This window comes from Paludibacterium sp. B53371 (genome assembly GCF_018802765.1).
In the GTDB taxonomy this organism is placed as follows: Bacteria; Pseudomonadota; Gammaproteobacteria; order Burkholderiales; family Chromobacteriaceae; genus Paludibacterium.
In genome coordinates, this window is record NZ_CP069163.1 from 3,355,417 (window position 1) to 3,377,501 (window position 22,085).

Below are 22,085 nucleotides of genomic sequence, written 5' to 3' on the forward strand. Positions count from 1 at the left end.
TCGATGGCAGCTCCATACAACAGCAGGGTTTGCCATGCCGCAAGGCTCAGGCAAATACCTTATCCTCCCCTGCCGATCCCGCTATACTGACCCCTCGCCTCAGGGGGAGGGCATGGAGCTCACACAAAACAGACTATCGCGCTTGCAGCTGATCGGTTCCTTGCTGATCGTGTTTCTGCTCGCGGTCAGCATGTCGGCCTATTTCATCTTTTCCCACTGGCGCGATTTCTCCAATCGCCAGGCATCGCTGTCTGCCCAGTCGACCGAACGTGCCCGCGATCATCTGAAAGCCACCAGCGAACAGACTGTGCTGATGCTGGGGGCGCTGCGCGAGCACGCCAGCCAGTCGCTCAAGCATCGGCTGCGCGAGCAGGTGGATCAGGCCTGGACGATCGCCCAGACCACCTGGCAACGCGAGCATCACCGCAAGAGCAAGGCCGTCATCGCCCGGGAAATCACCGATATTCTCAGTCCGCTGCGTTTCTATCACGGCCAGGACTATTTCTTCATTTTTGGCCTGGACGGCAAGGTGCGCATGCATCCCGATCCGCGTGTGCTGCACGACAAGGATCCGCTGACGCTGACCGACGATGCCGGCCGATACGTGATCCGCGATCTGGTGGAAACGGCCAAGAGTCCGGACGGTGCCGGCTACCGTTACTACCGCTGGTCCGAGCCCGGCCAGAGCGAGATGCTGGACAAGGTCGGCTATGTGCGCCGTTTTGCGCCGCTAGACTGGGCCATCGGCAGCAGCGAGTTTGTGGCCGGCTCCGACGACAGCCTGCAGCGGCGCGGCCTGCAATTGCTGGAGCAGTTGCAGCTGGCGCGACGCGACAATTTCATCGTCCTGGACCGCAACGGCATTCTGCTGATGTTCCCGCAGGATCCCTCGCAGGTCGGCAAGCATTTCCTGTCCCTGCCGGCACCGAGCCGCGCCCTAGTCGTCGATCTGATGGGGCTGAACCCGACCGGGGGCTTCCTGTCGTGCATGTTCCGTGGCCAGCATGCACTGGCCTATGGCCGCAAGCTGCCGGGCTGGGGCTGGACGCTGGTGAACGTGCTGCCGACGCAGACCATGATCAACCGTGACCTGGCCGCCGATCGTGACTTGCAGGACGCCCTGCATCAGCGCATCAGCGCCACCCTGCTGATGACGGCGCTGGCGCTGGGTCTGGCCGGTTTCTTTTCCTGGATGTTCGCCAACTGGATGAACGCCCTGTTCGCCCGTTATCGGCGTGACTTGTGGAGCAGTCATCACGAGTTGAAAGAGCGCTCGCGCGAATTGCTGCTGTCGCGCTTCATGATGGACAACGCCTCGCAGATCGTCTGTCTGATGGATCAGCACGCCCGGCTGGCCTATCAGAACGATATGGCACGGCAGATTCTGGGCGATGATCCGCAGATCCGCGATCAGCGGCTGGCGGCGTTGTTCCGCCATACCGAGCTGCCCTTGCCGCAGACCTATGCGGTCTTGCTGCCGGAGGATGTGCCGCAGCGGATTTTCGAGGTCACGCTGCATGAGATGGTCTATGAGGGTGAGCGTTACCGCTCGGTGACCGCCCATGACATCACCGAGCGCATGCAGGCGGAAGATGCGCTGCGTCTGGCCGCCAAGGTATTCGAAACCAGTGCCGAAGCCATCCTGATCGCCAACAGCCAGAACCGCATCCTGAAGGTGAACGATGCCTTCCTGAGCAGCACCGGCTACAGCGAGGACGAGGTCATCGGCCAGACGCCGTCCATCCTGGCCTCGGGACGGCACTCGCGTCAGTTCTATGACGAGATGTGGAAGTATCTGCGCGAGCACGGCAAGTGGTCGGGCGAGATCTGGAACCGGCGCAAGAATGGCGAGATTTTCCCGGAGTGGCTGACGATCAGCGTGCTGCACGATGAGCGCGGCAAGATCAGCCATTATGTGGCGCTGTTCACCGACATGACGGAAAGCAAGCGCCAGGAAGCCGAGATGCGCTACATGGCGGAGTACGATCCGCTGACCGATCTGCCCAATCGTGCCCTGATCAATGACCGCATGCAGCAGGCGATTGCCGAGGCACAGTCGCAGGGCAGCGAGCTGGCGGTTCTGTTTATCGACCTGGACCATTTCAAGCGCGTCAACGATTCGCTCGGCCATGCGCTGGGGGACGAGTTGCTCAGGCAGGCGGCACAGCGTCTGGGACAGACAGTACGCGACATCGACAGCCTGGGACGCAGTGGCGGGGACGAGTTTGTCCTGATCCTGACGCAACTGAAGCGCCATGAAGAGGCCGCGCAGGTGGCAGAGCGCATGCTGGCGGCGCTGTCCGAGCCGTTCACGCTGGGTGAGCACGCCGTGCAGGTCTCGGCCAGCATCGGGATCAGTCTGTACCCGAAGGATGGGCGTGATATCCAGGGGCTGATGATGAGTGCCGACCTGGCGCTCTACCACGCCAAGGCCAGCGGCCGCGACATTTTCCGCTTCTATTCCAGCCAGATGAACAGCCAGTTCAATGAAAGGCTGATGCTGGAGTCGCGCCTGCGCGATGCTTTGGATCAGCAACATCTGGATCTGGTGTACCAGCCGCTGTTTGCCATGGACGGACAGACTTTGATCGGCTGCGAGGCCCTGCTGCGCTGGCACCATCCGGAGATCGGCTTCATCGCCCCGGAGCGCTTCATCCCGGTCGCAGAAGAAACCGGCATGATCATCGAGATCGGCGCCATGGTGCTGGACCGGGTCTGTGCGCAAATTGCCGCCTGGCAACAGCAGGGGCTGTCGGTCCTGCCGGTCACGGTGAATGTGTCGGCCAGCGAGCTGGCGCGCCCGGATTACGAAGAAACCTTGCGCGCGGCACTGGCCAAGCACAAGCTGGCCGGCGACAGGCTGATGCTGGACATGAACGAAGATGCCCTGATGAGCAATCCGGCACGGGCGATGAATGCGCTGGACCGCATCCGTGCCCTGGGCGTCGGCCTGTCGATCGACAACTTCGGCATCGGCTACTCCAGCCCGGTGCACCTCAAGCGCTTCGCGCCGGCCATGATCAAGATCGACCGCACCTTCATCAGCGGCTTGCCGGACAATCGCGAGAACGCCTCGATCGTCTCGGCCATCATCCATCTGGCTCATGCGCTGGACATTCCGACCCTGGCCCAGGGCATCGAAACCGAGGCACAGCGCCTGTGTCTGTTGCGCATGGGCAGCAGCGGTTTCCAGGGCTTTCTGGCCGGCGCACCGCAGTCCGCCGACAGCATGGGACAGCGCTGGCAGCCCGCCGGCAACGCCTCAGTCGAATCGTAGGGTGTAACGCGATTCCGCCGAGGCGTTATTGCCCAGGCGCAGCAGCAGCGACCATTTGCCGCTCAGCTGATACATGAGTTTCAGCGCCTGTTGCGAGCTGGTCAGACCGTATTCGTAGCCGAGGTAGAACGTCCGGCTCAGCTGTTTGCCGACGGTCAGCACCTGCTCGGCCGGGCTGACCGTCCCGTTGAGCAGGGTCTTGCTCTCCTTGCGGGTCAATCCCAGATCATCAAACAAACCCACCTTGTCGTTCAGGCTGCCGGCTGCCAGCTGACTGGCCGCCAGCGCCAGGAAGTTACTGTCCTGAGTGCTGTCGTCCGCCGCCCGTCCCAACACCAGCCAGGATAGTTTGTCGCGGTCGGTCATGGCGTCATCGGCGATCAGTTGCAGACGCGGCTGCGACACCGAGCCCAGCACTTCGACACCGGCGCCGACCGGCGACATGCGGCGCCGGGCACGCACGTTCAGGTTGGGATTGTCCAGCGGACCGACGAAGGTAATGGTGCCGGCATCGATGTCCAGCTCCTGGCCATAGGCCTTGTAACGCCCCTTGACCACATTCACCTGCCCGCGCGCCGACGGCGCCATGCCCTGCTGGGCACTGACCTTCACCTGGCCGGACAGCTCGACATTCAGACCGGGGCCACTGAAGGCAAAGTGGTTGCCCAGATCCAGCAGCAACTCGACCGATACCGGCAGACTGGCCAGCGCCGACTGCGGCACGGGCCGGCCAATCACCATCACGTCATCGGACAGTGCCGGGGTGCCGGCCTTGGGCAAGTCCAGCCGGCCCTGATCGGCATGGACCCGGCCGGTGAGGGCAATGCGCTTGTCGTTGACACTCAGATTGGCGTTGCCGCTGACAACCAGCACACGGTCCGGGCGATCGAAGACGCTGAATTGGCGGATCTCGACTCGCACCGCCGCATCCGGGCGCATGCTCGTGCCGTCGCTGTCATTGAGACGCAACTGGCCGCTGGCCTTGGCCTCGCCCTGGCCGGAGACAAAGCGCAGCTGGTCCAGCCACAGGGTATGCCCCTCCAGCCGCGCCGCCAGGGTACCGCCGGCCAGCCGCAGGCCGGTGCGTCGATCACGCAGCAACAGTTCACGCCCCTGGATCGGCCCTCTGGCCTGCGGATTGCCCAACGGGCCGCTCAGCGCCAGATCGGCACTCAGACTGCCGCCGGTTTCGGCCAGGTCGGACAAGGCAGCCAGGGAAGCCAGATGCGGCAGATCCAGTTTCAGACTGGCCGACAGGGGGGTGGCTGCATTCAGACGCCATGGCGCGGCACTCAGCTTGCCCCGCAGCTGCAGCTGCCCGACACCAGCCGCCAGCAACACGTCCACAGCAGTTTGGTCACGCGACCAGTCTATTCTGGCCCGGGTCTGGCCCAGGGCCAGGGCATAAGCCCGATTGCCGGCATCCAGCGTCATGTCGCCTGACTGGCGTTCAATGCTCAGGCTGCCATGGCCATCCGGCTGCAATGCCCAACTGCCCCCCACCACCAGGTCATGGCTGCCGGGCAGATCGAGCCAGGGCTTCAGCGCTGCCAGGGCCAGACCATCGAGTCGGCCATGGCTGCTGAGGCTGCCATCGCGCTGGCGAGTCAGACCGGCAAAACTGATCTGCGCACCGGCCAGACTGAAACGCGTCGCGCCCAGTTCGAGGATGCCCGGCGCCATATGGATGGACAGAGGGCTGAGCAGCTGCAGGGCAGGCTGCCCGCTGATGCGCAGCGATTGCAGGTTGCCGCGCCAGTCAGGCTGGCTGGCCGCCAGCCCGCCCTCCAGCGCCGCCTGGGCCTGGTACGCCTGGTTACCCAGCGCCAGGCGGGCATCCATCACCAGACGATGTCGCGCACGGTTGCCGTCGCTGTTCAGTCGCAGTTGATCAATGCGCCAGTGATTGCCACTGACTTGCTCCGCCAGTGCCTTGAGCCGGAACACCCCGTTCCCGCCGGCCTGCAGATTGCCGTTGACGGCCAGATTTTGTGCCGTAAGCAGACCGGGCAGACGGATCTGGTGTGCGCTCAGGTCGAGGGCCACCAGTGGCTGTGCCGGCGTCCCGCTCAGGGTGACTTGCCCCTGGGCGCTGCCGGACAGGCCAAAGCCGATTCGTGCCAGGACCGGTGCCTGAATCTTTGCCTGCAGCTGATCGCCGGCAGCACCCCAGGCACCCTGTGCCTGCAGGGTATTGCCCGCCAGGTTCAGGTCGGCGGCAAGATTGCGGATCTGGTGCCCGGCCAGCGAGAAACGCACATGGCCTCCCACCGGGGCGCCATCCAGCTTGCTCGGCGCGATATCGAACAGCAGGTCGGCGGCCAGAGGCTGGTCGGCCCGGCCCGAGGCACTGAGGCTGGCATTGAGGTCGCCGCGAGGCCAGGCATCGGCCACGGCATGGGGATCGCCATGTTGCAGTTTGCCGTTGAGCTTGAAGCGACGGTTGGCATCCAGTTGCCCCTGCAGGGTGAGTTCGCCGCTGCCGGCGCTGAGTACGCCACGCTGTAACTGCCATTGCCAGGGGCGCGCAGGACCATAGCTCAGGGTGCTTTGCAGCTGGAGCGCCAATTGGCGGCCTTTGAGGCCGGCACGTAATTGCCAGTCACCGATCTGGCCGTTGAGGCTGGCCGCACCGCTGATGGCATCGGCGGGAATGGCGGCGTGCAGCGCGTGCGGATCCAGATTTTGCAGACGCAGATTGAGATGCAGGCGATCTTTGTGGATCTGGCCGTCCAGCAGTAGTCGGCCGGCGCCCAGCGTGGCCTGCAGTTGCCGGACCTGGATGCTGTCGGGGTCGAGCAGAAAATCGGCCTGAACCTGATCCAGCGGCAGACGGCCCTGACTGGCGGCACCGGCCATGCGGTTAGTCAGTTGCAGTCTGCCCCGGGCATGGCCCTGACCGGCAGGCTGGACTGACAGGGCCATATCGAGGACGGCGCGGGGCCAGTGGGCATTGATGGCTTGCGGATCGACGCCGACGGTATGCAGCTCAAGCTGTTGCACCCGCTGTGATGGCTGACTGGCAAAGGGATCGAAGCGGCCGCTGAGGTCGACGACGACCGGGCTGGCGCGCACTTGCCCGCGCAGCAGCAATTGCCGCAGATTGCCGCTCAGCGTCAGATCGCTGCTGCCCGGCCCCGCGGCTCCCTGCAATCGCCCGCTCAGCGCAAACGGCGCCTGGTCGGCCAGCGAGAGCTGGCCGTGCAGCGCGCCCTGTGGCAGGCGCAGCCGGGCCAGGGTCAACTGATGCCGCCCGTGTTGGTATCGATAGCGGGCATTGAGGTCATACAGTGACCAATCGCCCGGGGAAAGGCTCAGGCCATCGAGGTGAATGTTGGCCAGTTCGACTTGCAGCGGCAGCGACAGCTTGCCCGGCAGGCTTGGCCAGGGTGACGGCGGGGCCGAGGGGTTGGCGGTGTAATGCACCAGCCCCAGGCTCAATGTCTGCACACTCAGTTGCCCCTGCCACAGCCTGGCGGGCTGCCAGTCGAGGCGCAGGTGGTCAATGGTCAGGGTCATGGCGGCGTCGCGCCATTGCACATCCTGCAGACTGAAACCTTGCCACAGGGTGCCGCTGGCCGTGGCGACCTGCAGCTGCCCGCCGCTGAGTCGGACCATGCTCTGGCACAACTGTCTGAAGCCGCGCTCGGTCGCGGTGAACCAATAGCCGGCCAACAGCAGCAGGCAAGGCAGCAGCAGAAGCCACCATCCGGCATGTCGGGTGCGGCGCGGCGCAGCAGTGGCGGGCGCGGGGGGTGGCGTGGTGTTCGGCTCGTGCGGCATCAGAAAGCGAGTCCCAGGCTCATGTTCCAGCTGATGGTTTTCGACCCCTGTGGCCGCGCCATATCGAAAGACAGCGGCGCCACCGGGCTGAACCAGCGCACACCGATGCCATAACTGCGCTTCAGACTGAAGCTCGACCACGACTCCGAGACATTGCCGGCATCACTGAACACGGCCAGGGAAAAATCCTTGTAGACCGGCACCTGGTACTCGACCGTACCGGTGACCATGACCGCCCCGCCAACGACGGCATTGTTGGCGCCGGGCAGACCCAGGCTCTGGTATTCATAACCGCGCACGCTGTTGATGCCGCCGGCGCGGAATAGTTGCGAGCTCGGTACCTTGCTGCTGTCGCTGGCCCAGACCCGGCCAAGCTCCAGCCGGCCGAGAAAGGTCCCCCAGCTGGGGGCCGAGGGCGTCCAGTACTGGACAGCCCGTCCATACACGCGCAAATAGTTGGTGCTGGAAAGCCAATTACCCAGGGTACCGGACACCATGCCGTCGAGCAGATAGCCGCTGCGCGGGCGCAGGAGATTGTCGACATCACGCCGGGTCAGGCCGATCGAGGGCAACAGGGCCCGGTTGACCTGATTGTCTTCGTTGACAGCATGCTGCGCTTCACGAATGAAGTTCAGACCGACACGCCACTCGTCGTTGGCACGGGTATGCACACGCCAGGCACCGACCTCCTGGGACTGGGTAATCAGGTTCTGGATGTTGGTCTGCTTCAGCGCGGCGGTGACGGTATGGACATAGCCGTCGGCAGTGCGTGGCAGCGTCATGCCGAAATTGAGCGACTGCTGGCTCTGGTCCCAGCTGAGGACCGAAGAACCGCTCAGGCCGGTGCCGAACAGGTTGTTGTGGTCGAGGCCCACGCGGGTACCTGGGCCGACATCGGTATTGTAGGTCAGGCCGAGTTCGAGTTTCTTCAGCGGGAACTCCACCAGATCGACCACAATCGGTGCCCTGCCCTCGTCCGAAACACGCTGCAGATCGGCACTGACCACGGCGGCGGAAAACTGGCTGCTGTGCTGCAGCGCCGCCTGGTAATCGAGCAACACCTGCAGGCGATAGGGGTCACCGGGCCGGAAGTCGGCCAGCTTGTGCACCAGCGAGGCCGGATAACGCTTCAGGCCGCGAATCTGCAAGTCGCCGAAGCGGATGCTCGGACCGCTGTCGATGACCAGCTTCATGTGCGCCGTATGGCTGGATGGATCGATGTCGACCTGGCTGCTGGCAGCGATACGGGCCAGTGGGTAACGGTCGGCGGTGATGCCTTGCAAGGTCACGGCCTTGGCGGCATCCCAGTCGGCCTGACGAAAGCGGTTGCCGACGACGGTCGGCCATTGAGCCAGCAGCGCGGCCCGCCTGGCCGCAACATCACTGTCCTGCCGGATGGGCCCGTCCAGCTCAATGTCAATCTGGCCGATCAGTACCGGCTTGCCCGGGTCGACGCTGACCTGAATGCGTCGTGGCGTCCCCCCTTCGTCACGCACCGTAACCTGCGCATCAAAATAGCCCTCGGTTTCCAGCAGTTTGCGCGCAGCGTCCGGAGTCGTCCGCAGTAGCACCTCAAGATCGCTGTCACTGACCGGGGCGTCCTGTGGCTCGGTGATCAACGGCAGGTGTTCGGTCAACAAAGGGGTCAGCGCGGACGGCGCATCCACGCGCACGCTGTAATCGACCGCCAGGCAGGGCGATGACAGGGCGAGCAGCAGGCAGATGGCCGGGAGAAGGGGGAAACGCCTCATACGCACATGTTAGCCAAAGCCGGCCAGCGAGGCGAGCGTCATTCAGGAATCTTCGCAGAAAAGGCGGCAGGAGGGCAGGCGCAGGGCTGGCCTGCTGACTGTCCTCCTGGCCGGGCTTACTTCTTGCGCTGTGGCGGCAGGTCGGTGCAGACCCCGCCAAACACTTCGGCCGACATGCCGATCGACTCACCCAGGGTCGGGTGCGGGTGGATGGTCTTGCCGATGTCTTCCGGATCGCAGCCCATTTCGATCGCCAGGCAGATTTCACCGATCATGTCGCCGGCGTGGGCACCGACGATCCCGCCACCGATGATGCGGTGGCTCTCGGCGTCAAACAGCAGCTTGGTGAAGCCTTCTTCCTGGCCGTTGGCGATGGCGCGACCGGAGGCGGCCCAGGGGAAGACCGATTTGCCGACGGCGATGCCTTCCTTCTTGGCTTCTTCTTCGGTCATCCCCACCCAGGCCACTTCCGGGTTGGTGTAGGCCACGCCCGGAATCACGCGGGCATCGAAGAAGGCCTTGTGGCCGGCAATGACTTCGGCAGCAACGTGTGCCTCGTGCACTGCCTTGTGGGCCAGCATCGGCTGGCCCACAAGGTCGCCGATGGCGAAGATGTGCGGCACATTGGTGCGCATTTGCTTGTCGACCGGAATGAAACCGCGCTCGGTGACGATCACGCCGGCGTTTTCCGCGCCGATCAGCTTGCCGTTCGGCGCGCGGCCAGCAGCCACCAGCACCTTGTCGTAACGTTGCGGTTCCTTCGGTGCGTTTTCACCTTCGAAGGTGACCCAGATGCCGTCTTCACGGGCATCGACCGCCACGGTCCTGGTCTTGAGCATGATGTTGTCGAAGCGATGGGTGTTGAGCTTCTGCCAGACGCGGACCAGATCGCGGTCTGCCCCCTGCATCAGGCCATCCATCATTTCGACCACATCCAGCCGGGTGCCGAGCGAGGAATACACGGTGCCCATTTCCAGGCCGATGATGCCGCCGCCGATGATCAGCATTTTTTGCGGAATGTCGGCCAGTTGCAGGGCGCCGGTGGAGTCGATGATGCGCGGGTCCTGCGGGATGAACGGCAGGTTCACCACGCGCGAGCCGGCCGCGATGATGGCATGCTTGAAGCGCACGACCTGCTTCTCGCCGGTGGTGGCCTTGCCTTCGCCCGCGGTCAGTTCGACCGAAATGTGGTGCGGATCGACGAAGGTGCCGATACCGCGCACGATCTCGACCTTGCGGGCCTTGGCCATGCCGGCCAGGCCACCGGTCAGTTTGCCGATGACCTTTTCCTTGAAGCCGCGCAGGGCATCAATGTCGATTTCCGGCTTGCTGAACTTGATGCCGTTGGCCGCCAGCTCCATGACTTCGTCCATCAGCTCGGCGTTGTGCAGCAGGGCCTTGGACGGGATGCAGCCCACGTTGAGGCAGACACCGCCCAGGGTGGCAAAGCGCTCGACGATGACGGTCTTGAGGCCGAGGTCGGCGGAGCGGAAGGCGGCGGAATAGCCGCCGGGGCCACCGCCCAGTACCAGGACATCGCACTCGATGTCGGCACCGCCGCTGTGACTTTGGGCCACCGGGGCTTCGCTCGGGGTTTCGCCGGTGTGGGTATGCGCCGAAGCGACCCCTCCCTGCTCGGCGACTTCCAGCCGGGCAATGACATCCCCTTCGGATACCTTGCTGCCGACCTGCACCAGCAGTTCCTTGATGACGCCGGCTTCGGCTGCCGGCACGTCCATGGTGGCCTTGTCGGTTTCCAGGGTCAGCAGGGCGTCTTCCACCGCGATGGTGTCGCCGGCCTTGACGAAGATTTCAATCACATCGACGCCGCTGTGGCCGCCGATGTCCGGGATTTTCAGTTCAACGATTTTGCTCATGGATTCTTCCACTTACAGCATCAGGCGGCGGATGTCCGCCAGCGCCTGGCCAAGGTAACTGGTAAAGCGGGCCGCAGAGGCACCGTCGATCACGCGGTGATCGTAGGACAGCGACAACGGCAGCATCTGGCGCGGTGCGAATTCCTTGCCGTTCCAGACCGGCTTGATGGCCGCCTTGGAAACACCGAGGATCGCCACTTCCGGCGCGTTGATAATCGGGGTGAAGGCTGTGCCGCCGATGCCCCCCAGGCTGGAAATGCTGAAGCAGCCGCCTTGCATGTCGTTCGGGGTCAGCTTGCCTTCGCGTGCCTTCTTCGCCAGCGCGGCCGATTCCTGCGCCAGTTCGATCAGGGTCTTCTTGTCGGCGTCGCGGATCACCGGCACCACCAGACCGTTTGGCGTATCGGCGGCAAAGCCGATGTGGAAGTACTGCTTGAGGACCAGGTTGTCGCAGTCCAGGCTGGCATTGAACTCGGGGTACTTCTTGAGAGCGGCCACGCAGGCCTTGATCAGGAAGGCCAGCGGGGTCAGCTTGACGCCGTCGGCCTTGAGTTCTTCGCCCATGCTCTTGCGGAAGGCTTCCATCTCGGTGATGTCGGCTTCGTCAAATTGGGTGACGTGCGGAATCATGACCCAGTTGCGCGCCAGGTTGGCGCCGGAGATCTTCTTGATGCGCGACAGCGGCTGGCTGTCGACCGGGCCGAACTTGGCAAAGTCGACCTTCGGCCACGGCAGCAGGTCGAGACCGGCACCGCCACCCTGGGTCGCGGCGGCGACCGGGGCGCTGGCCGCGCCGGACATGACGCTCTTGACGTAGGCCTTGATGTCTTCTTCGACGATGCGTCCCTTGCGACCGGAGCCCTGGACCTTGCTCAGGTCAACGCCCAGCTGGCGCGCCAGGCGACGGGCGGACGGACCGGCGTGCGCCTGATCGACGTGACTGCTGTCGGGCAGGCTGACGGCAGCGACCGGCGCGGCAACGGGGGCCGCCACCGGGGCCGGCGACGGCGCGGGTGCCGGGACGGGTGCCGGCGCAGCAGTCGGCGCCGGAGCAGCTTCGGCGGCCGGGGCGGCTGCGACGGCGGCATCACTGGCTTCGATGCGGGCGATGACGTCGCCTTCGGACACCTTGCTGCCGACCTTGATCAGGACTTCCTTGATCACGCCGGCATGGCTGGCCGGAACTTCCATGGTGGCCTTGTCGGTTTCCAGGGTGAGCAGCGAGTCGTCGATGGCGACCTGCTGGCCCGGCTGAATGAAGACTTCGATGACATCAACGCCGCTGTGGCCGCCGATATCCGGTACTTTCAGTTCGATCAAATTGCTCATGTTGTCTGGTTCCACTGTGGGCGCCGGGTCAGACCCGGCGCCGGATGTCTTCGAAAGGGCTTAGACGGTCCACGGTGCCGGCTTGTCGGCATCGATGCCGTAGCGGGCGATGGCCTCGGCCACCCGGGCACGCTCGATCTTGCCTTCTTGCGCCAGGGCATTGAGGGCCGCCACGGCGACGTGGTAGCGGTCCACTTCGAAGAACTTGCGCAGTTGCTGGCGCGAATCGGAACGGCCGAAGCCGTCGGTGCCCAGCACGGTGTAGCGACCCGGGACATAGGCGCGGATCTGCTCTGCGTAGTTGCGGATATAGTCGGTTGCGGCGATCACCGGACCGCTGCGGCCGGTCAGCTGTGCCGTCACGTAAGGCACGCGGGCCTCGGCGGTCGGGTGCAGCAGGTTCCAGCGCTCGGCAGCCATGCCGTCGCGACGCAGCAGGTTGAACGAGGTGGCGCTCCAGATGTCGGCGCCGATGCCGAAGTCGTTGCGCAGCAGGTCGGCCGCGGCAATCACTTCGCGCAGGATGGTGCCGGAGCCCATCAGTTGCACCTTGACCTGGGATTCACCACCGTCGCGCAGCAGGTACATGCCCTTGAGGATGCCGTCTTCGGCACCGATGGGCATTTCCGGATGCGCGTAGTTTTCGTTCATCAGGGTGATGTAGTAGAAGACGTCTTCCTGTTCCACGTACATGCGGCGCAGGCCATCCTGCAGGATCACCGCCAGTTCGTAGGCGAAGGTCGGGTCGTAGCTGATGCAGTTGGGGATCAGGCCGGCCTGGATGTGGCTGTGGCCGTCTTCGTGCTGCAGGCCCTCACCGTTCAGCGTGGTACGGCCGGCGGTACCGCCGAGCATGAAGCCGCGGGCACGCATGTCGCCTGCCGCCCAGGCCAGATCGCCGATGCGCTGGAAGCCGAACATCGAGTAGTAGATGTAGAACGGAATCATCGGGATGCCGTTGTTGGCGTAGCTGGTCGCCGCGGCGATCCAGGACGACATGGCGCCCGGCTCGTTGATGCCTTCCTGCAGGATCTGACCGTCTTTCGATTCCTTGTAGAACATCAGCTGGTCGTGGTCCTGCGGCACGTAGTTCTGGCCGATGGAGGACCAGATGCCGTACTGGCGGAACATGCCTTCCATGCCGAAGGTACGCGATTCGTCCGGCACGATCGGCACGATCTGCTTGCCGATGCCCTTGTCCTTGAGCAGGGAGCCCAGCATGCGCACGAAGGCCATGGTGGTGGAGAATTCGCGCTCGCCGGAGTCTTTCAGCATGGCGTCGAACAGGTGCAGGCCCGGTACCGCCAGCGGTGCCTTCACCGGCTTGCGCTGCGGCAGGTAGCCGCCCAGTGCGGCGCGGCGCTCATGCAGGTAACGCATTTCCGGGCTGTCTTCGGCCGGCTTGTAATACGGTACGCTCGGCAGGTCTTCATCGGAGACCGGGATGCCAAGGCGGTCGCGCAGGCGACGCAGGGACTCCAGGTCCATCTTCTTGGCCTGGTGAGCGGTGTTCTGGGCTTCGCCGGAAGCCCCCATGCCATAACCCTTGATGGTCTTGGCCAGAATGACGGTCGGACGGCCGCCGGCATTGGTGGTGGCTTCGTGGTAGGCGGCATAGACCTTGTGCGGATCGTGGCCGCCGCGGTTCAGGCTCCAGATCTCGTCATCGGACATGTTCGCCACCATGGCGCGCAGTTCCGGGTATTTGCCGAAGAAGTGTTCGCGCACGTAGGCGCCGTCCTTGGACTTGAAGGTCTGGTAGTCGCCGTCGACGCACTCGTCCATGCGCTTTTTCAGCAGGCCCTTGGTGTCCATGGCCAGCAGCGGATCCCAGCGGCTGCCCCAGATGACTTTCTGCACGTTCCAGCCGGCACCGCGGAACTCGCCTTCGAGCTCCTGGATGATCTTGCCGTTGCCGCGCACCGGACCGTCCAGGCGCTGCAGGTTGCAGTTGATGACGAAGATCAGGTTGTCCAGACCTTCGCGGGCAGCCAGGCTGATGGCGCCGAGCGATTCCGGTTCGTCCATTTCACCATCGCCGCAGAAACACCAGACCTTGCGACCCGGCGTACGGGCCAGCCCGCGGCTTTCCAGGTACTTGAGGAAACGGGCCTGATAGATGGCCATCAACGGGCCAAGACCCATCGAGACGGTCGGGAACTGCCAGAAGTCCGGCTGCAGCCACGGGTGCGGGTAGGAGGACAGGCCCTTGCCGTCGACTTCCTGGCGGAAGTTGTCGAGGTCGGTTTCGCTCAGGCGGCCTTCCATGAAGGCACGGGCGTAGATGCCAGGGGCAATGTGCCCCTGGAAGTAAACCAGATCGCCTTCCTGTTCGTCGTTGTGGGCGCGCCAGAAGTGGTTCAGGCCGACATCGTACAGGGTGGCGGAGGACTGGAAGCTGGCGATGTGGCCACCCAGTTCCAGGTCTTTCTTGCCGGCACGCAGGATCATGGCCATGGCGTTCCAGCGATTGATCGAGCAGATGCGGTTTTCCAGCTCGTGATTGCCGGGGGATTTGGCTTCGCGGCCAACCGGGATGCTGTTCTGATAGCCGGTGGTCAGGTGGAACGGCAGGTGGCCGCCGCGTTCGCGGGTGCGCTCAACCATGCTCTCCAGCAGGAAGTGGGCACGCTCGGGACCTTCGGCGTTCAGAACGGATTCAAGCGATTGCAGCCATTCCTGGGTTTCCAACGGATCAATGTCTTGCGGCAAGCTTTCAGCCATTTCTACATCCTCATCATTTGTAGTCGGCCTGGTGCCGACCTGGTTCTTCGCGTAAGGCAAATGTTCAATTGTGAACATTTTCTTCTGTTTGCAGTGATCTTTTGTTCGTTTTTATATTTATTTTTCGTTTTGGAAAAAAACGTGAGCGTAGGACTGAGTTTAAAACGAATGATGTTCGTTTTGGAATAGCTTTTTTGGGTTTCCGCGCCAACCCGATAGCATTTCTGCAATTGCCGCGCCGCAGCATGTTGCATTTCTGCTATTGCCCGCCGCCCCCTTGCGCGGTGCCATCCCGTTTGCGGTCGGCGAGGATTTTTTCCAGTTCCCGGGTGCGGGCCTCAATGGATGAACGCAGATAAAAGTCGTCACCCGGGGCCTGGCTTGCCAGGCGGAATTGCTCCATTGCGGGCTCATACTGTTGTTCATAGTAGAGTGCGTTGCCCAATGCTGCGTGATATCGCAGTTTGTCGCTTTCGGTGTAGAGCCGGGACTGCAGCCGGAACAGCACGGGGTCGGTCGGGGTGTTGAGCTGCATGGCGCGAATGGCCTGCAGCGCCGCGGTGCGCTGACCGGTCTGAATCATCAGATCGATCTGTGCTTCGCCCAGGGTCCGGTTATCGGGGAAGCGGGCCAGGCCGCTGCGGTAGGCCGCGAGTGCGGCATTCCAGTCTTTGCTGCTGCGCGCGATCGAGGCCTCGAGACTGAAGAACATCGGACGCTCCGGCAACAACTGTCTGGCTCTGGCCAGCGCCTTGCCGGCAGCGGCTGCATCATGCTGTCCCAGCCTTGCCAGGGCCAGCCCATACCACTGCGCGCCCTCGTTGAGATACTGCCGGTTGGCCAGTGCGGTCTGATAAAACTTGACCGCCTCGGCCGGGGCGAGAATCTGGTTGCGGATTTTTTCACGCACCAGCAGATAGTCGGTGCTGCTGACCCGCATGCGCACCGGCGCATCCTGTGCCCGGTTTTGTGCCTCGCTGATCCGTTCCACGGTGACCGGGTGGGTGCGCAGGAAGGCATAGGCATCGCCGCCATTGAGATGTTCGGATTGCTGCAGACGCTGGAAGAAGGCGGGCATGTCGCGCACATCGAAACCTGCCGCGCTCAGATACTGCATGCCAACCCGATCTGCCTCGCGCTCAAAATCACGCGAGAAAGACAGCTGGTTGGCCAGGGTCAGGCCGATACCGGCGTTCAGCGTACCGAATACCGCGTCCGAGCTGTGCGCCCGGGAGGCCAGGGCCGCGGCAACCAGGGTCGCGAGCAGCGTCAGTTGGTTCGGCAGGGTATTGGCCTGCATGCGGGCCATGTGATGCTGGGTCACGTGGGCCATTTCATGGCCGATCACCGAAGCCAGCTCGCCTTCGCTTTGTGTGGCGAGAATCAGTCCCTTGTTGACGCCGATGTAGCCGCCCGGCATCGCAAAGGCATTGATACCGCTGTCGTTGACGACGAAGAAGGTGAAGTGCAGCCCGCTGCCGATCGCGCCGGCGGCCAGTCGGCCACCCAGGGCGTTGATGTAATCGTTAAGCTCGAGATCGTCACTGATGGCGTCCTGCTGCCGCAGCGCCTGCATGGCGCTGCGGCCGATTTGCACCTCATCGGCAAGGGACATGGAGGCCTGGGAAATGTCGCCGAGATCAGGCAGATCGGCGTCGGCACGTCCGGCCGACAGCAGCAGGCTCAGGGAAAGGGTAGTGAGCAGGAGCTTTTTCTTCATGCAGCTATGATATTCCGCATCACGACCATCATGCACGCAAATCGGTTAGAAGATATTGCCTGCATTCAGATGCCTTCAGAGGCTGGTCGCCAGCTCCTTGCGATCGGCCAGTTCGTGCCGGCGGATCGACTCGGTGCAGTAGAGTGACTGCAGGGTCGACAGCATGGACATCGCCTCGCGGCTGGCCACGCTGTAGAAGATCCATTTGCCGTCACGCCGGGTGGCCACCAGACCTTCGTTGCGCAGAACACCCAGTTGTTGCGACAGGGTGGGTTGCCGGATGCCGGTCAGTCTCTCCAGTTCGGAAACGGCCTTTTCGCCCGAAACCAGCTGGCACGGCAACATCAGGCGATCTTCGTTGGCCAGGCTCTTCAGCAGCGCGGCTGCCTTGCTGGCGTTTTTCTTCAGTTCAGACAAATCCATGACATTATTCCTTCGAGCCAGTGCATGTAATGAGGAGGATGTTGTTATTGGTTTGACCACGGGTACGGCATCTGCCAGTGATGATTCCTCTTTGAAATCAATGGCCGACCTTAGGTAATGACAAAAGCGTAGCGAATGAGTTCACACAATCTTGCCGAACTGACCGAACGGACTGGACCCGGACCAGCCCGTTTCGGCCTCGCCGTGGCAAGCGTAGCCTTGCGACGGTTCTCGCGTTACTATCAGCGCAATCGAAACCCGCCGTACCGGACACTGGCCAGAAGCCGGTGCCGGTCAACGGCCAGCAAGGAGTACCGCGATGAGCGTGCTGGGCACCATGCTCGAACACAATCGGACATTCGTAGACAATCGTGAATACGAACAGTTCAAAACGGACAAGTTTCCCGACAAGAACCTGCTGGTTCTTGCCTGCATGGACGCTCGACTGGTTGAGTTGTTGCCCAAGGCCATGGGCCTGAAGAATGGCGATGCGAAGCTGATCAAGAACGCCGGCGCACTGGTAACGCACCCCTGGGGTTCCGTCATGCGCAGCATCGTCGTGGCCATCTATCAGCTCCGGGTCGACGAGATCTGCGTGGTGGCTCACATGGACTGTGGCATGAATGCCATCGATCCCGAACAGGTGCTCGATGCGGCGGTTTCCCGCGGCGTCAGCACGGCGACCATCGATACCCTGCGCGCGGCCGGCATTGATCTGGACAACTGGCTGCAGGGCTTTACCAACGTCGAGGACAGCGTACGCCATACCGTCAGCGTCATTCGCCAGCATCCGCTGGTACCGCATGATATCCCCGTGCACGGGCTGGTCATTCACCCCGAAACCGGTCTGCTCAAGCTGGTCGTGGACGGCAGGTCCACACAGGACGCCTGATCGTGCCCAATCCGGTTGTCGGTGTCTTTGGCGGCACATTCGATCCTTTTCATACCGCACATCTGCGCATGGCCAGCGCGTTTCGCCATGAGGCCGGGCTGACACGGCTCAGGCTGGTGCCTGCCGGTGATCCGTATCATCGGGCCGGCACGGTGGCCAGTGCCGCCGACCGCCTGGCGATGGTCCGGCTGGGCATTGCCGGCGAACCGGATACCGAAGTGGACGAGCGGGAGCTGAATCGTCAGGGTCCGTCGTTTACGGTTGATACCCTGGCGGAAATCCGACAGGAAATCGGCCCGGATGTGCCATTGTGGTTCCTGATCGGTGGCGATTCGCTGTTGCAGCTCGAGCGCTGGCACCGCTGGCAATCGCTGTTTTCCCTGGCCCACCTGGCCGTAGCCATGCGTCCCGGCGCCAGTACGGCGTCGCTGCCCCCGGCGATTGCGGCACAATGGCAGCGCCGCTTGACATCGTCAGCCCAAAACACGGCCGCCTCTGGTACAATCCTGCGCCTTGCGCTGCCGCCGCTTGACTTGTCGGCCAGCGCCGTGCGCGATGCGCTGGACAAGGGGCTGGACATATCACATCTGGTACCACCGGCCGTCGCCTCCTATATTCATAATCACGGGCTCTATCGACAGTCGTCAGGTCAGGGCACGGGATCTCACCCATAACGACAGATGCATCCCTGATGATGCATCCAGCCTTACCGGAAGGGACTCATGGAAATCTCTGAAATCGTAAAAGTGGCAGTCGATGCCCTGGAAGACATCAAGGGCAAGGACATTATCGAGCTGGATACGCGCGATCTGACCTCGCTGTTCCAGCACCTGATTGTTTGTACCGGCGACTCCAACCGCCAGGTCAAGGCGCTGGCCAACAACGTCTGCGTCAAGCTCAAGGAAGCCGGTGCCGACATCATCGGGACCGAGGGTGAAGAGTTCGGCGAGTGGGTGCTGGTGGATGCCGGCGACGTAGTGATTCACGTCATGCTGCCTGCGGTGCGCGATTACTACGATATCGAAGCGCTCTGGGGCGGAGAAAAGCCGTCTTTCGTTCCGGCCGGCGCCAAGCCGTGGAAAGTGGTCTGAGTCGCTGATGCCGTCTTCTCTAGCCGGCTGACAGGAAGTCAATGCGGATTACCATTCTTGCCGTTGGCACGAAAATGCCACGCTGGGTCGATGACGCCTTCGGAGACTATGCCAAGCGATTCGGGCGCGATATCAGCCTGGAGCTGAAGGAAATCAAGCCGGAGAAACGCGGCGGTGGTGTCACGGCGGAAAAGGGCATCGCAGCAGAACATGCGCGCCTGATGGCGGCGATACCGCCGCGCGCAACGCTGGTCGTGCTGGATGAGCGGGGCCGCAACTGGACCACGGTTCAGCTGGCCAACCAGATGCAGCAATGGCTGCAGGATGGTCAGGATCTGTGCTTCGTGATCGGCGGCGCAGACGGCTTGTCTGCCGAGCTGAAGCAGAAGGCCGACACCTTGCTTCAACTTTCGGCACTGACCATGCCGCACGGCATGGTGCGGGTGCTGCTGGTCGAACAGCTCTACCGTGCGGTGAGCATTCTCAACAATCACCCCTACCACCGCGAATAGCCACTGCCTGCAGGCGGCTGGCCCTTAGGCCGGCCGCTCTGGTCACCTCCCCCACGGCCCGTTAGCATCCAGAATTTATCTCGTCTGGCGGCTGACATGTGGCGTCTTCCCTATCTCCTTGCCTTGCTGCTGGTGCCTGCGTGGCCCACTGAGGCCGGCGCTGCCGAACGCCAGGGTCGTATGGCCCCCCCCGCTTTACTCCAGCTGATTTCTCAAACCGCCATGCATTTTGGTCTTGATCCGGATTTGCTGCACGCATTGATCAGGGTGGAATCGGGCTACGACCCGCGGGCACGCTCGGCCAAGGGAGCGATCGGGCTGATGCAGCTGATCCCCGCCACCGGCAGTCGTTTTGGTGCCACGGTGCTGGAGGACCCGGTGCAGAACCTGCAGGCAGGCAGTCGCTACCTGGTCTGGCTGTTGCAACGATTTGACGGCAATCTGCCCCTTGCGCTGGCCGCCTATAACGCCGGGGAAGGGGCGGTGCTGCGCTACGGCAACCGCATCCCCCCCTATCCGGAAACGGCACAGTATGTTGCCCGGGTCCTGCGTCACTATCGTGCTGCCACCGGCTTGCTGCCCCCGGCGCAGCGCGGGGTGCTGATTCTGCGTGATGAGGGTTTGCCCATCCGGGAAACCTGGTGAACCCTACAATTGGATACCGAGCATCTCGCCCAGCGGGTCGGCAATGTCACGGTAGATGGCATTGTGATCGTACACCCCCAGCAGCCCCGGGAAGGACTGCGGGGATTGAAAGATCTGTCGTGCCTTGCGCGAGCTCAGTTTGTGCATGCGCAGTATCCGTCCGTCCCAATGCACGACCCGTGGCTCGCCGGCATCCAGCAAGATTTCCAGCAACTGGTGGATGCTCTCCATCAGCACCACCTTGCTGCGCACACGGTTTAAGCCATTTCCTACACTTGCCATCGCTCAGCCTCCTGGTCCGGGAAGATTCTTTCTAAACAATATATAAATAATAATTGTTTTACTTTAAATCTAATGGTTGCCAGTCTAGGGAGAGTCTGAATTTATCGCAAGCGAAGTTATCTATTTGTCATTTTATGGAATGGAAATAAAAAAAGCCCGATGCTATCGGGCTTAAATGGTGTCCATGACCGACGGACGGCGTCTCAGGTCATGCATTCACAGGGCCAGCTGATGGGCCAGGACTTTCAAGGTTGACCAGGGTTCACCCTGCTCGACCCCCTTGATCTGACGATCCACGCGGGCACAGGTTTCCAGCGCCTGCATCAGGCGTCGGGCACCGATGCGCCGCAAGGCCGGTTCGGCCAGCTTTTGCTTGTTGCCCCACAGACGCAGCTCGCGGCCAAGGTCACGGACATTGCGACCATCCTTGAGTCCCTGGCGCAGGCGCAGCAACATGCGCACATCTTCGGCAAACGACCAAAGTACCAATACCGGCGCCTCGCCCTCGGCTTCCAGGCCCTCGAGCATGCGTGTCGCCCGCGGCGCATCGCCCTCCATCCAGGACTCGGACAGGTGGAACACATCGAAACGGGCCACATTGGCCACCGCTGCACGCAGCATCTCCAGCGTCAGCTCACCGGCCGGATACAGCAGGGCCAGCTTGTCGACTTCCTGGCGGGCCGCCAGCAGATTGCCCTCGACCCGGTCGACAAAGAAGGCCAGTGCCTCGGCATTGAGCGTCTGCCCCTGCGCCTTGAGGCGTCGGCTGACCCAGCCCGGCAGGGCCTGACGATCCACCAGACTGGCCTGCAGCACGGTGGCGGCCTTCTCCAGCGCCTGGAACCACTTGCTTTGCTGCTGCTGGCGATCCATCTTCGGCAGCAACACCAGCGTCACGGTATCCTGCGGCAAGTTGGCCGCCAGCATGCTCAGCGCCTCGGCCCCCTCACTGCCGGGCTTGCCGCCCGGAATCCGGATTTCCAGCACCTTGAGCGAGGCAAACAGAGACACGCTGCTCATGGCATCGCGCAGCACCGACCAGTCGAAACCGGCCTCGACCGTCAACACCTCGCGCTCCAGATAACCTTGCTGGCGGGCGGCCTGCCGGATCTGATCGGCCGCCTCCAGCGCCACCAGCGCCTCTTCGCCGTGGATCAGATAGAGCGGCGCCAGCCCGCGCGACAGGCTGGCTGGCAAGGCCTCAGTGCTGAGTGACGGCATCACTGGCCCTGGCAGCCGGCGCCACTGCGGCGGCTTCGGACGCCGCTTCGCGCAACAGACGGGTATTGGACAGGCGATACACCATCAATTGCGCCACGTTGCGCGCCATATCGCCCCAGAGCAGGGTTTCTTCCTGATCCTTGCCCAGTACGGCCGAGTCGGTATAGGTCATGGTACGGCTCTGGTTCAGCACAATATCCGGACCGATCTGCCGGCCATTGATCCACACCTGCGCCGTGACCACATAGCTCAGGCGATATTCGCTGGCCTGACCACTCCGGTCGATCGAGGACAGATCCTTGTTGGTCTTCTCGCTGAGGATGCGCAAGACGCCATCAGCCGTCGCCGCCTGATCCATGACCTGGATGTTCGGGTAAGACTTCATGGCGAGCAACAGTGGCGCCGCCAGCCTCGAACCCGCACCCACATCGATATAGAGCCGGCTGAACGGGAATTGTCGCTGGGTACCATCCGCCAGACCGCGCAGATGGAAGCCGCAGGCGGCCAGCAGGCCAAGCAGGAACAGCATGGACAGTGTCGAGAATAAACGGGTCATGA

General features: G+C 62.9%; 15 protein-coding genes and 1 pseudogene. 6 read left to right on the forward strand and 10 right to left on the reverse strand.

Features of this window, described 5'->3' with window-relative positions; genetic code table 11:
* Window positions 1-112 precede the first annotated feature (112 nt).
* Window positions 113-3,277 carry an EAL domain-containing protein gene (locus JNO51_RS16050; RefSeq protein WP_215779288.1) on the forward strand — a complete coding sequence of 1,055 codons (3,165 nt, stop codon included), beginning with the start codon at window positions 113-115 and terminating at the stop codon, window positions 3,275-3,277.
* On the opposite strand, the gene JNO51_RS16055 is transcribed toward JNO51_RS16050, so the two are convergent.
* The 7 genes and pseudogenes from JNO51_RS16055 to JNO51_RS16085 all read right to left on the reverse strand — a co-directional run bounded on the left by JNO51_RS16055 (window position 3,263) and on the right by JNO51_RS16085 (window position 16,884).
* Window positions 3,263-7,060, reverse strand: a complete 3,798-nt coding sequence (locus tag JNO51_RS16055; protein WP_215779290.1) for a translocation/assembly module TamB domain-containing protein — start codon at window positions 7,058-7,060, stop codon at window positions 3,263-3,265. The genes JNO51_RS16050 and JNO51_RS16055 overlap by 15 nt on opposite strands.
* Window positions 7,060-8,811, reverse strand: a complete 1,752-nt coding sequence (locus JNO51_RS16060) for an autotransporter assembly complex family protein (RefSeq protein ID WP_215779293.1) — start codon at window positions 8,809-8,811, stop codon at window positions 7,060-7,062. The genes JNO51_RS16055 and JNO51_RS16060 overlap by 1 nt, the downstream gene beginning before the upstream one ends.
* Before the next feature lie 116 nt (window positions 8,812-8,927).
* The gene (gene lpdA, locus JNO51_RS16065) at window positions 8,928-10,688 is read right to left on the reverse strand and encodes a dihydrolipoyl dehydrogenase (protein ID WP_215779296.1); all 1,761 of its coding nucleotides are present in this window, start codon (window positions 10,686-10,688) and stop codon (window positions 8,928-8,930) included.
* A gap of 12 nt (window positions 10,689-10,700) precedes the next feature.
* Window positions 10,701-12,056, reverse strand: a pseudogene (aceF, locus tag JNO51_RS16070) (dihydrolipoyllysine-residue acetyltransferase); the annotation flags it as partial.
* Between the two features lie 21 nt (window positions 12,057-12,077).
* Window positions 12,078-14,741, reverse strand: coding sequence for a pyruvate dehydrogenase (acetyl-transferring), homodimeric type (aceE, locus tag JNO51_RS16075; RefSeq protein ID WP_215779300.1), 2,664 nt, complete (start codon window positions 14,739-14,741; stop codon window positions 12,078-12,080).
* Between the two features lie 259 nt (window positions 14,742-15,000).
* Complete coding sequence (locus JNO51_RS16080; RefSeq protein WP_215779303.1) at window positions 15,001-16,461, reverse strand: M48 family metalloprotease; 1,461 nt, start codon at window positions 16,459-16,461, stop codon at window positions 15,001-15,003.
* 75 nt (window positions 16,462-16,536) lie between these two features.
* The gene (locus JNO51_RS16085) at window positions 16,537-16,884 is read right to left on the reverse strand and encodes a metalloregulator ArsR/SmtB family transcription factor (RefSeq protein WP_215779305.1); all 348 of its coding nucleotides are present in this window, start codon (window positions 16,882-16,884) and stop codon (window positions 16,537-16,539) included.
* A gap of 319 nt (window positions 16,885-17,203) precedes the next feature.
* Here JNO51_RS16085 and JNO51_RS16090 point away from each other — a divergent pair, with 319 nt between their 5' ends.
* The 5 genes from JNO51_RS16090 (at window position 17,204) to JNO51_RS16110 (ending at window position 20,024) form a co-directional block, all read left to right on the forward strand.
* On the forward strand, window positions 17,204-17,776 hold the full coding sequence (locus JNO51_RS16090) for a carbonic anhydrase (RefSeq protein WP_215779308.1): 573 nt from the start codon (window positions 17,204-17,206) through the stop codon (window positions 17,774-17,776).
* Window positions 17,777-17,778: 2 nt separating this feature from the next.
* Window positions 17,779-18,450, forward strand: a complete 672-nt coding sequence (gene nadD / locus JNO51_RS16095) for a nicotinate-nucleotide adenylyltransferase (protein ID WP_252346121.1) — start codon at window positions 17,779-17,781, stop codon at window positions 18,448-18,450.
* Window positions 18,451-18,498: 48 nt separating this feature from the next.
* Window positions 18,499-18,867, forward strand: coding sequence for a ribosome silencing factor (gene rsfS / locus JNO51_RS16100; protein WP_215779310.1), 369 nt, complete (start codon window positions 18,499-18,501; stop codon window positions 18,865-18,867).
* Between the two features lie 41 nt (window positions 18,868-18,908).
* Window positions 18,909-19,379 (forward strand): 23S rRNA (pseudouridine(1915)-N(3))-methyltransferase RlmH, encoded by a 471-nt coding sequence (gene rlmH, locus JNO51_RS16105; RefSeq protein WP_215779312.1) that lies wholly within the window; start codon window positions 18,909-18,911, stop codon window positions 19,377-19,379.
* Window positions 19,380-19,475: 96 nt separating this feature from the next.
* Window positions 19,476-20,024 (forward strand): lytic transglycosylase domain-containing protein, encoded by a 549-nt coding sequence (locus JNO51_RS16110; protein WP_215779314.1) that lies wholly within the window; start codon window positions 19,476-19,478, stop codon window positions 20,022-20,024.
* Between the two features lie 3 nt (window positions 20,025-20,027).
* Here JNO51_RS16110 and JNO51_RS16115 read toward each other — a convergent pair whose 3' ends face one another.
* From JNO51_RS16115 to lptE, 3 genes are all read right to left on the reverse strand, one after another.
* The gene (locus JNO51_RS16115; protein WP_252346122.1) at window positions 20,028-20,306 is read right to left on the reverse strand and encodes a hypothetical protein; all 279 of its coding nucleotides are present in this window, start codon (window positions 20,304-20,306) and stop codon (window positions 20,028-20,030) included.
* Window positions 20,307-20,522: 216 nt separating this feature from the next.
* Complete coding sequence (gene holA, locus JNO51_RS16120) at window positions 20,523-21,527, reverse strand: DNA polymerase III subunit delta (RefSeq protein WP_215779317.1); 1,005 nt, start codon at window positions 21,525-21,527, stop codon at window positions 20,523-20,525.
* Window positions 21,508-22,083, reverse strand: coding sequence for an LPS assembly lipoprotein LptE (gene lptE / locus JNO51_RS16125; RefSeq protein ID WP_215779320.1), 576 nt, complete (start codon window positions 22,081-22,083; stop codon window positions 21,508-21,510). Before lptE ends, holA begins: the two co-directional genes overlap by 20 nt.
* Window positions 22,084-22,085: the final 2 nt, after the last annotated feature.

What these genes read in the sequence shown, in the direction of transcription:
- JNO51_RS16050 (WP_215779288.1), top strand. Translation starts at nt 113, where the DNA reads ATGGAGCTCACACAAAACAGACTATCGCGCTTGCAGCTGATCGGTTCC.
- JNO51_RS16055 (WP_215779290.1), bottom strand. Translation starts at nt 7,060, where the DNA reads ATGCCGCACGAGCCGAACACCACGCCACCCCCCGCGCCCGCCACTGCT.
- JNO51_RS16060 (WP_215779293.1), bottom strand. Translation starts at nt 8,811, where the DNA reads ATGAGGCGTTTCCCCCTTCTCCCGGCCATCTGCCTGCTGCTCGCCCTG.
- lpdA (WP_215779296.1), bottom strand. Translation starts at nt 10,688, where the DNA reads ATGAGCAAAATCGTTGAACTGAAAATCCCGGACATCGGCGGCCACAGC.
- aceE (WP_215779300.1), bottom strand. Translation starts at nt 14,741, where the DNA reads ATGGCTGAAAGCTTGCCGCAAGACATTGATCCGTTGGAAACCCAGGAA.
- JNO51_RS16080 (WP_215779303.1), bottom strand. Translation starts at nt 16,461, where the DNA reads ATGAAGAAAAAGCTCCTGCTCACTACCCTTTCCCTGAGCCTGCTGCTG.
- JNO51_RS16085 (WP_215779305.1), bottom strand. Translation starts at nt 16,884, where the DNA reads ATGGATTTGTCTGAACTGAAGAAAAACGCCAGCAAGGCAGCCGCGCTG.
- JNO51_RS16090 (WP_215779308.1), top strand. Translation starts at nt 17,204, where the DNA reads ATGAGCGTGCTGGGCACCATGCTCGAACACAATCGGACATTCGTAGAC.
- rsfS (WP_215779310.1), top strand. Translation starts at nt 18,499, where the DNA reads ATGGAAATCTCTGAAATCGTAAAAGTGGCAGTCGATGCCCTGGAAGAC.
- rlmH (WP_215779312.1), top strand. Translation starts at nt 18,909, where the DNA reads ATGCGGATTACCATTCTTGCCGTTGGCACGAAAATGCCACGCTGGGTC.
- JNO51_RS16110 (WP_215779314.1), top strand. Translation starts at nt 19,476, where the DNA reads ATGTGGCGTCTTCCCTATCTCCTTGCCTTGCTGCTGGTGCCTGCGTGG.
- JNO51_RS16115 (WP_252346122.1), bottom strand. Translation starts at nt 20,306, where the DNA reads ATGGCAAGTGTAGGAAATGGCTTAAACCGTGTGCGCAGCAAGGTGGTG.
- holA (WP_215779317.1), bottom strand. Translation starts at nt 21,527, where the DNA reads ATGCCGTCACTCAGCACTGAGGCCTTGCCAGCCAGCCTGTCGCGCGGG.
- lptE (WP_215779320.1), bottom strand. Translation starts at nt 22,083, where the DNA reads ATGACCCGTTTATTCTCGACACTGTCCATGCTGTTCCTGCTTGGCCTG.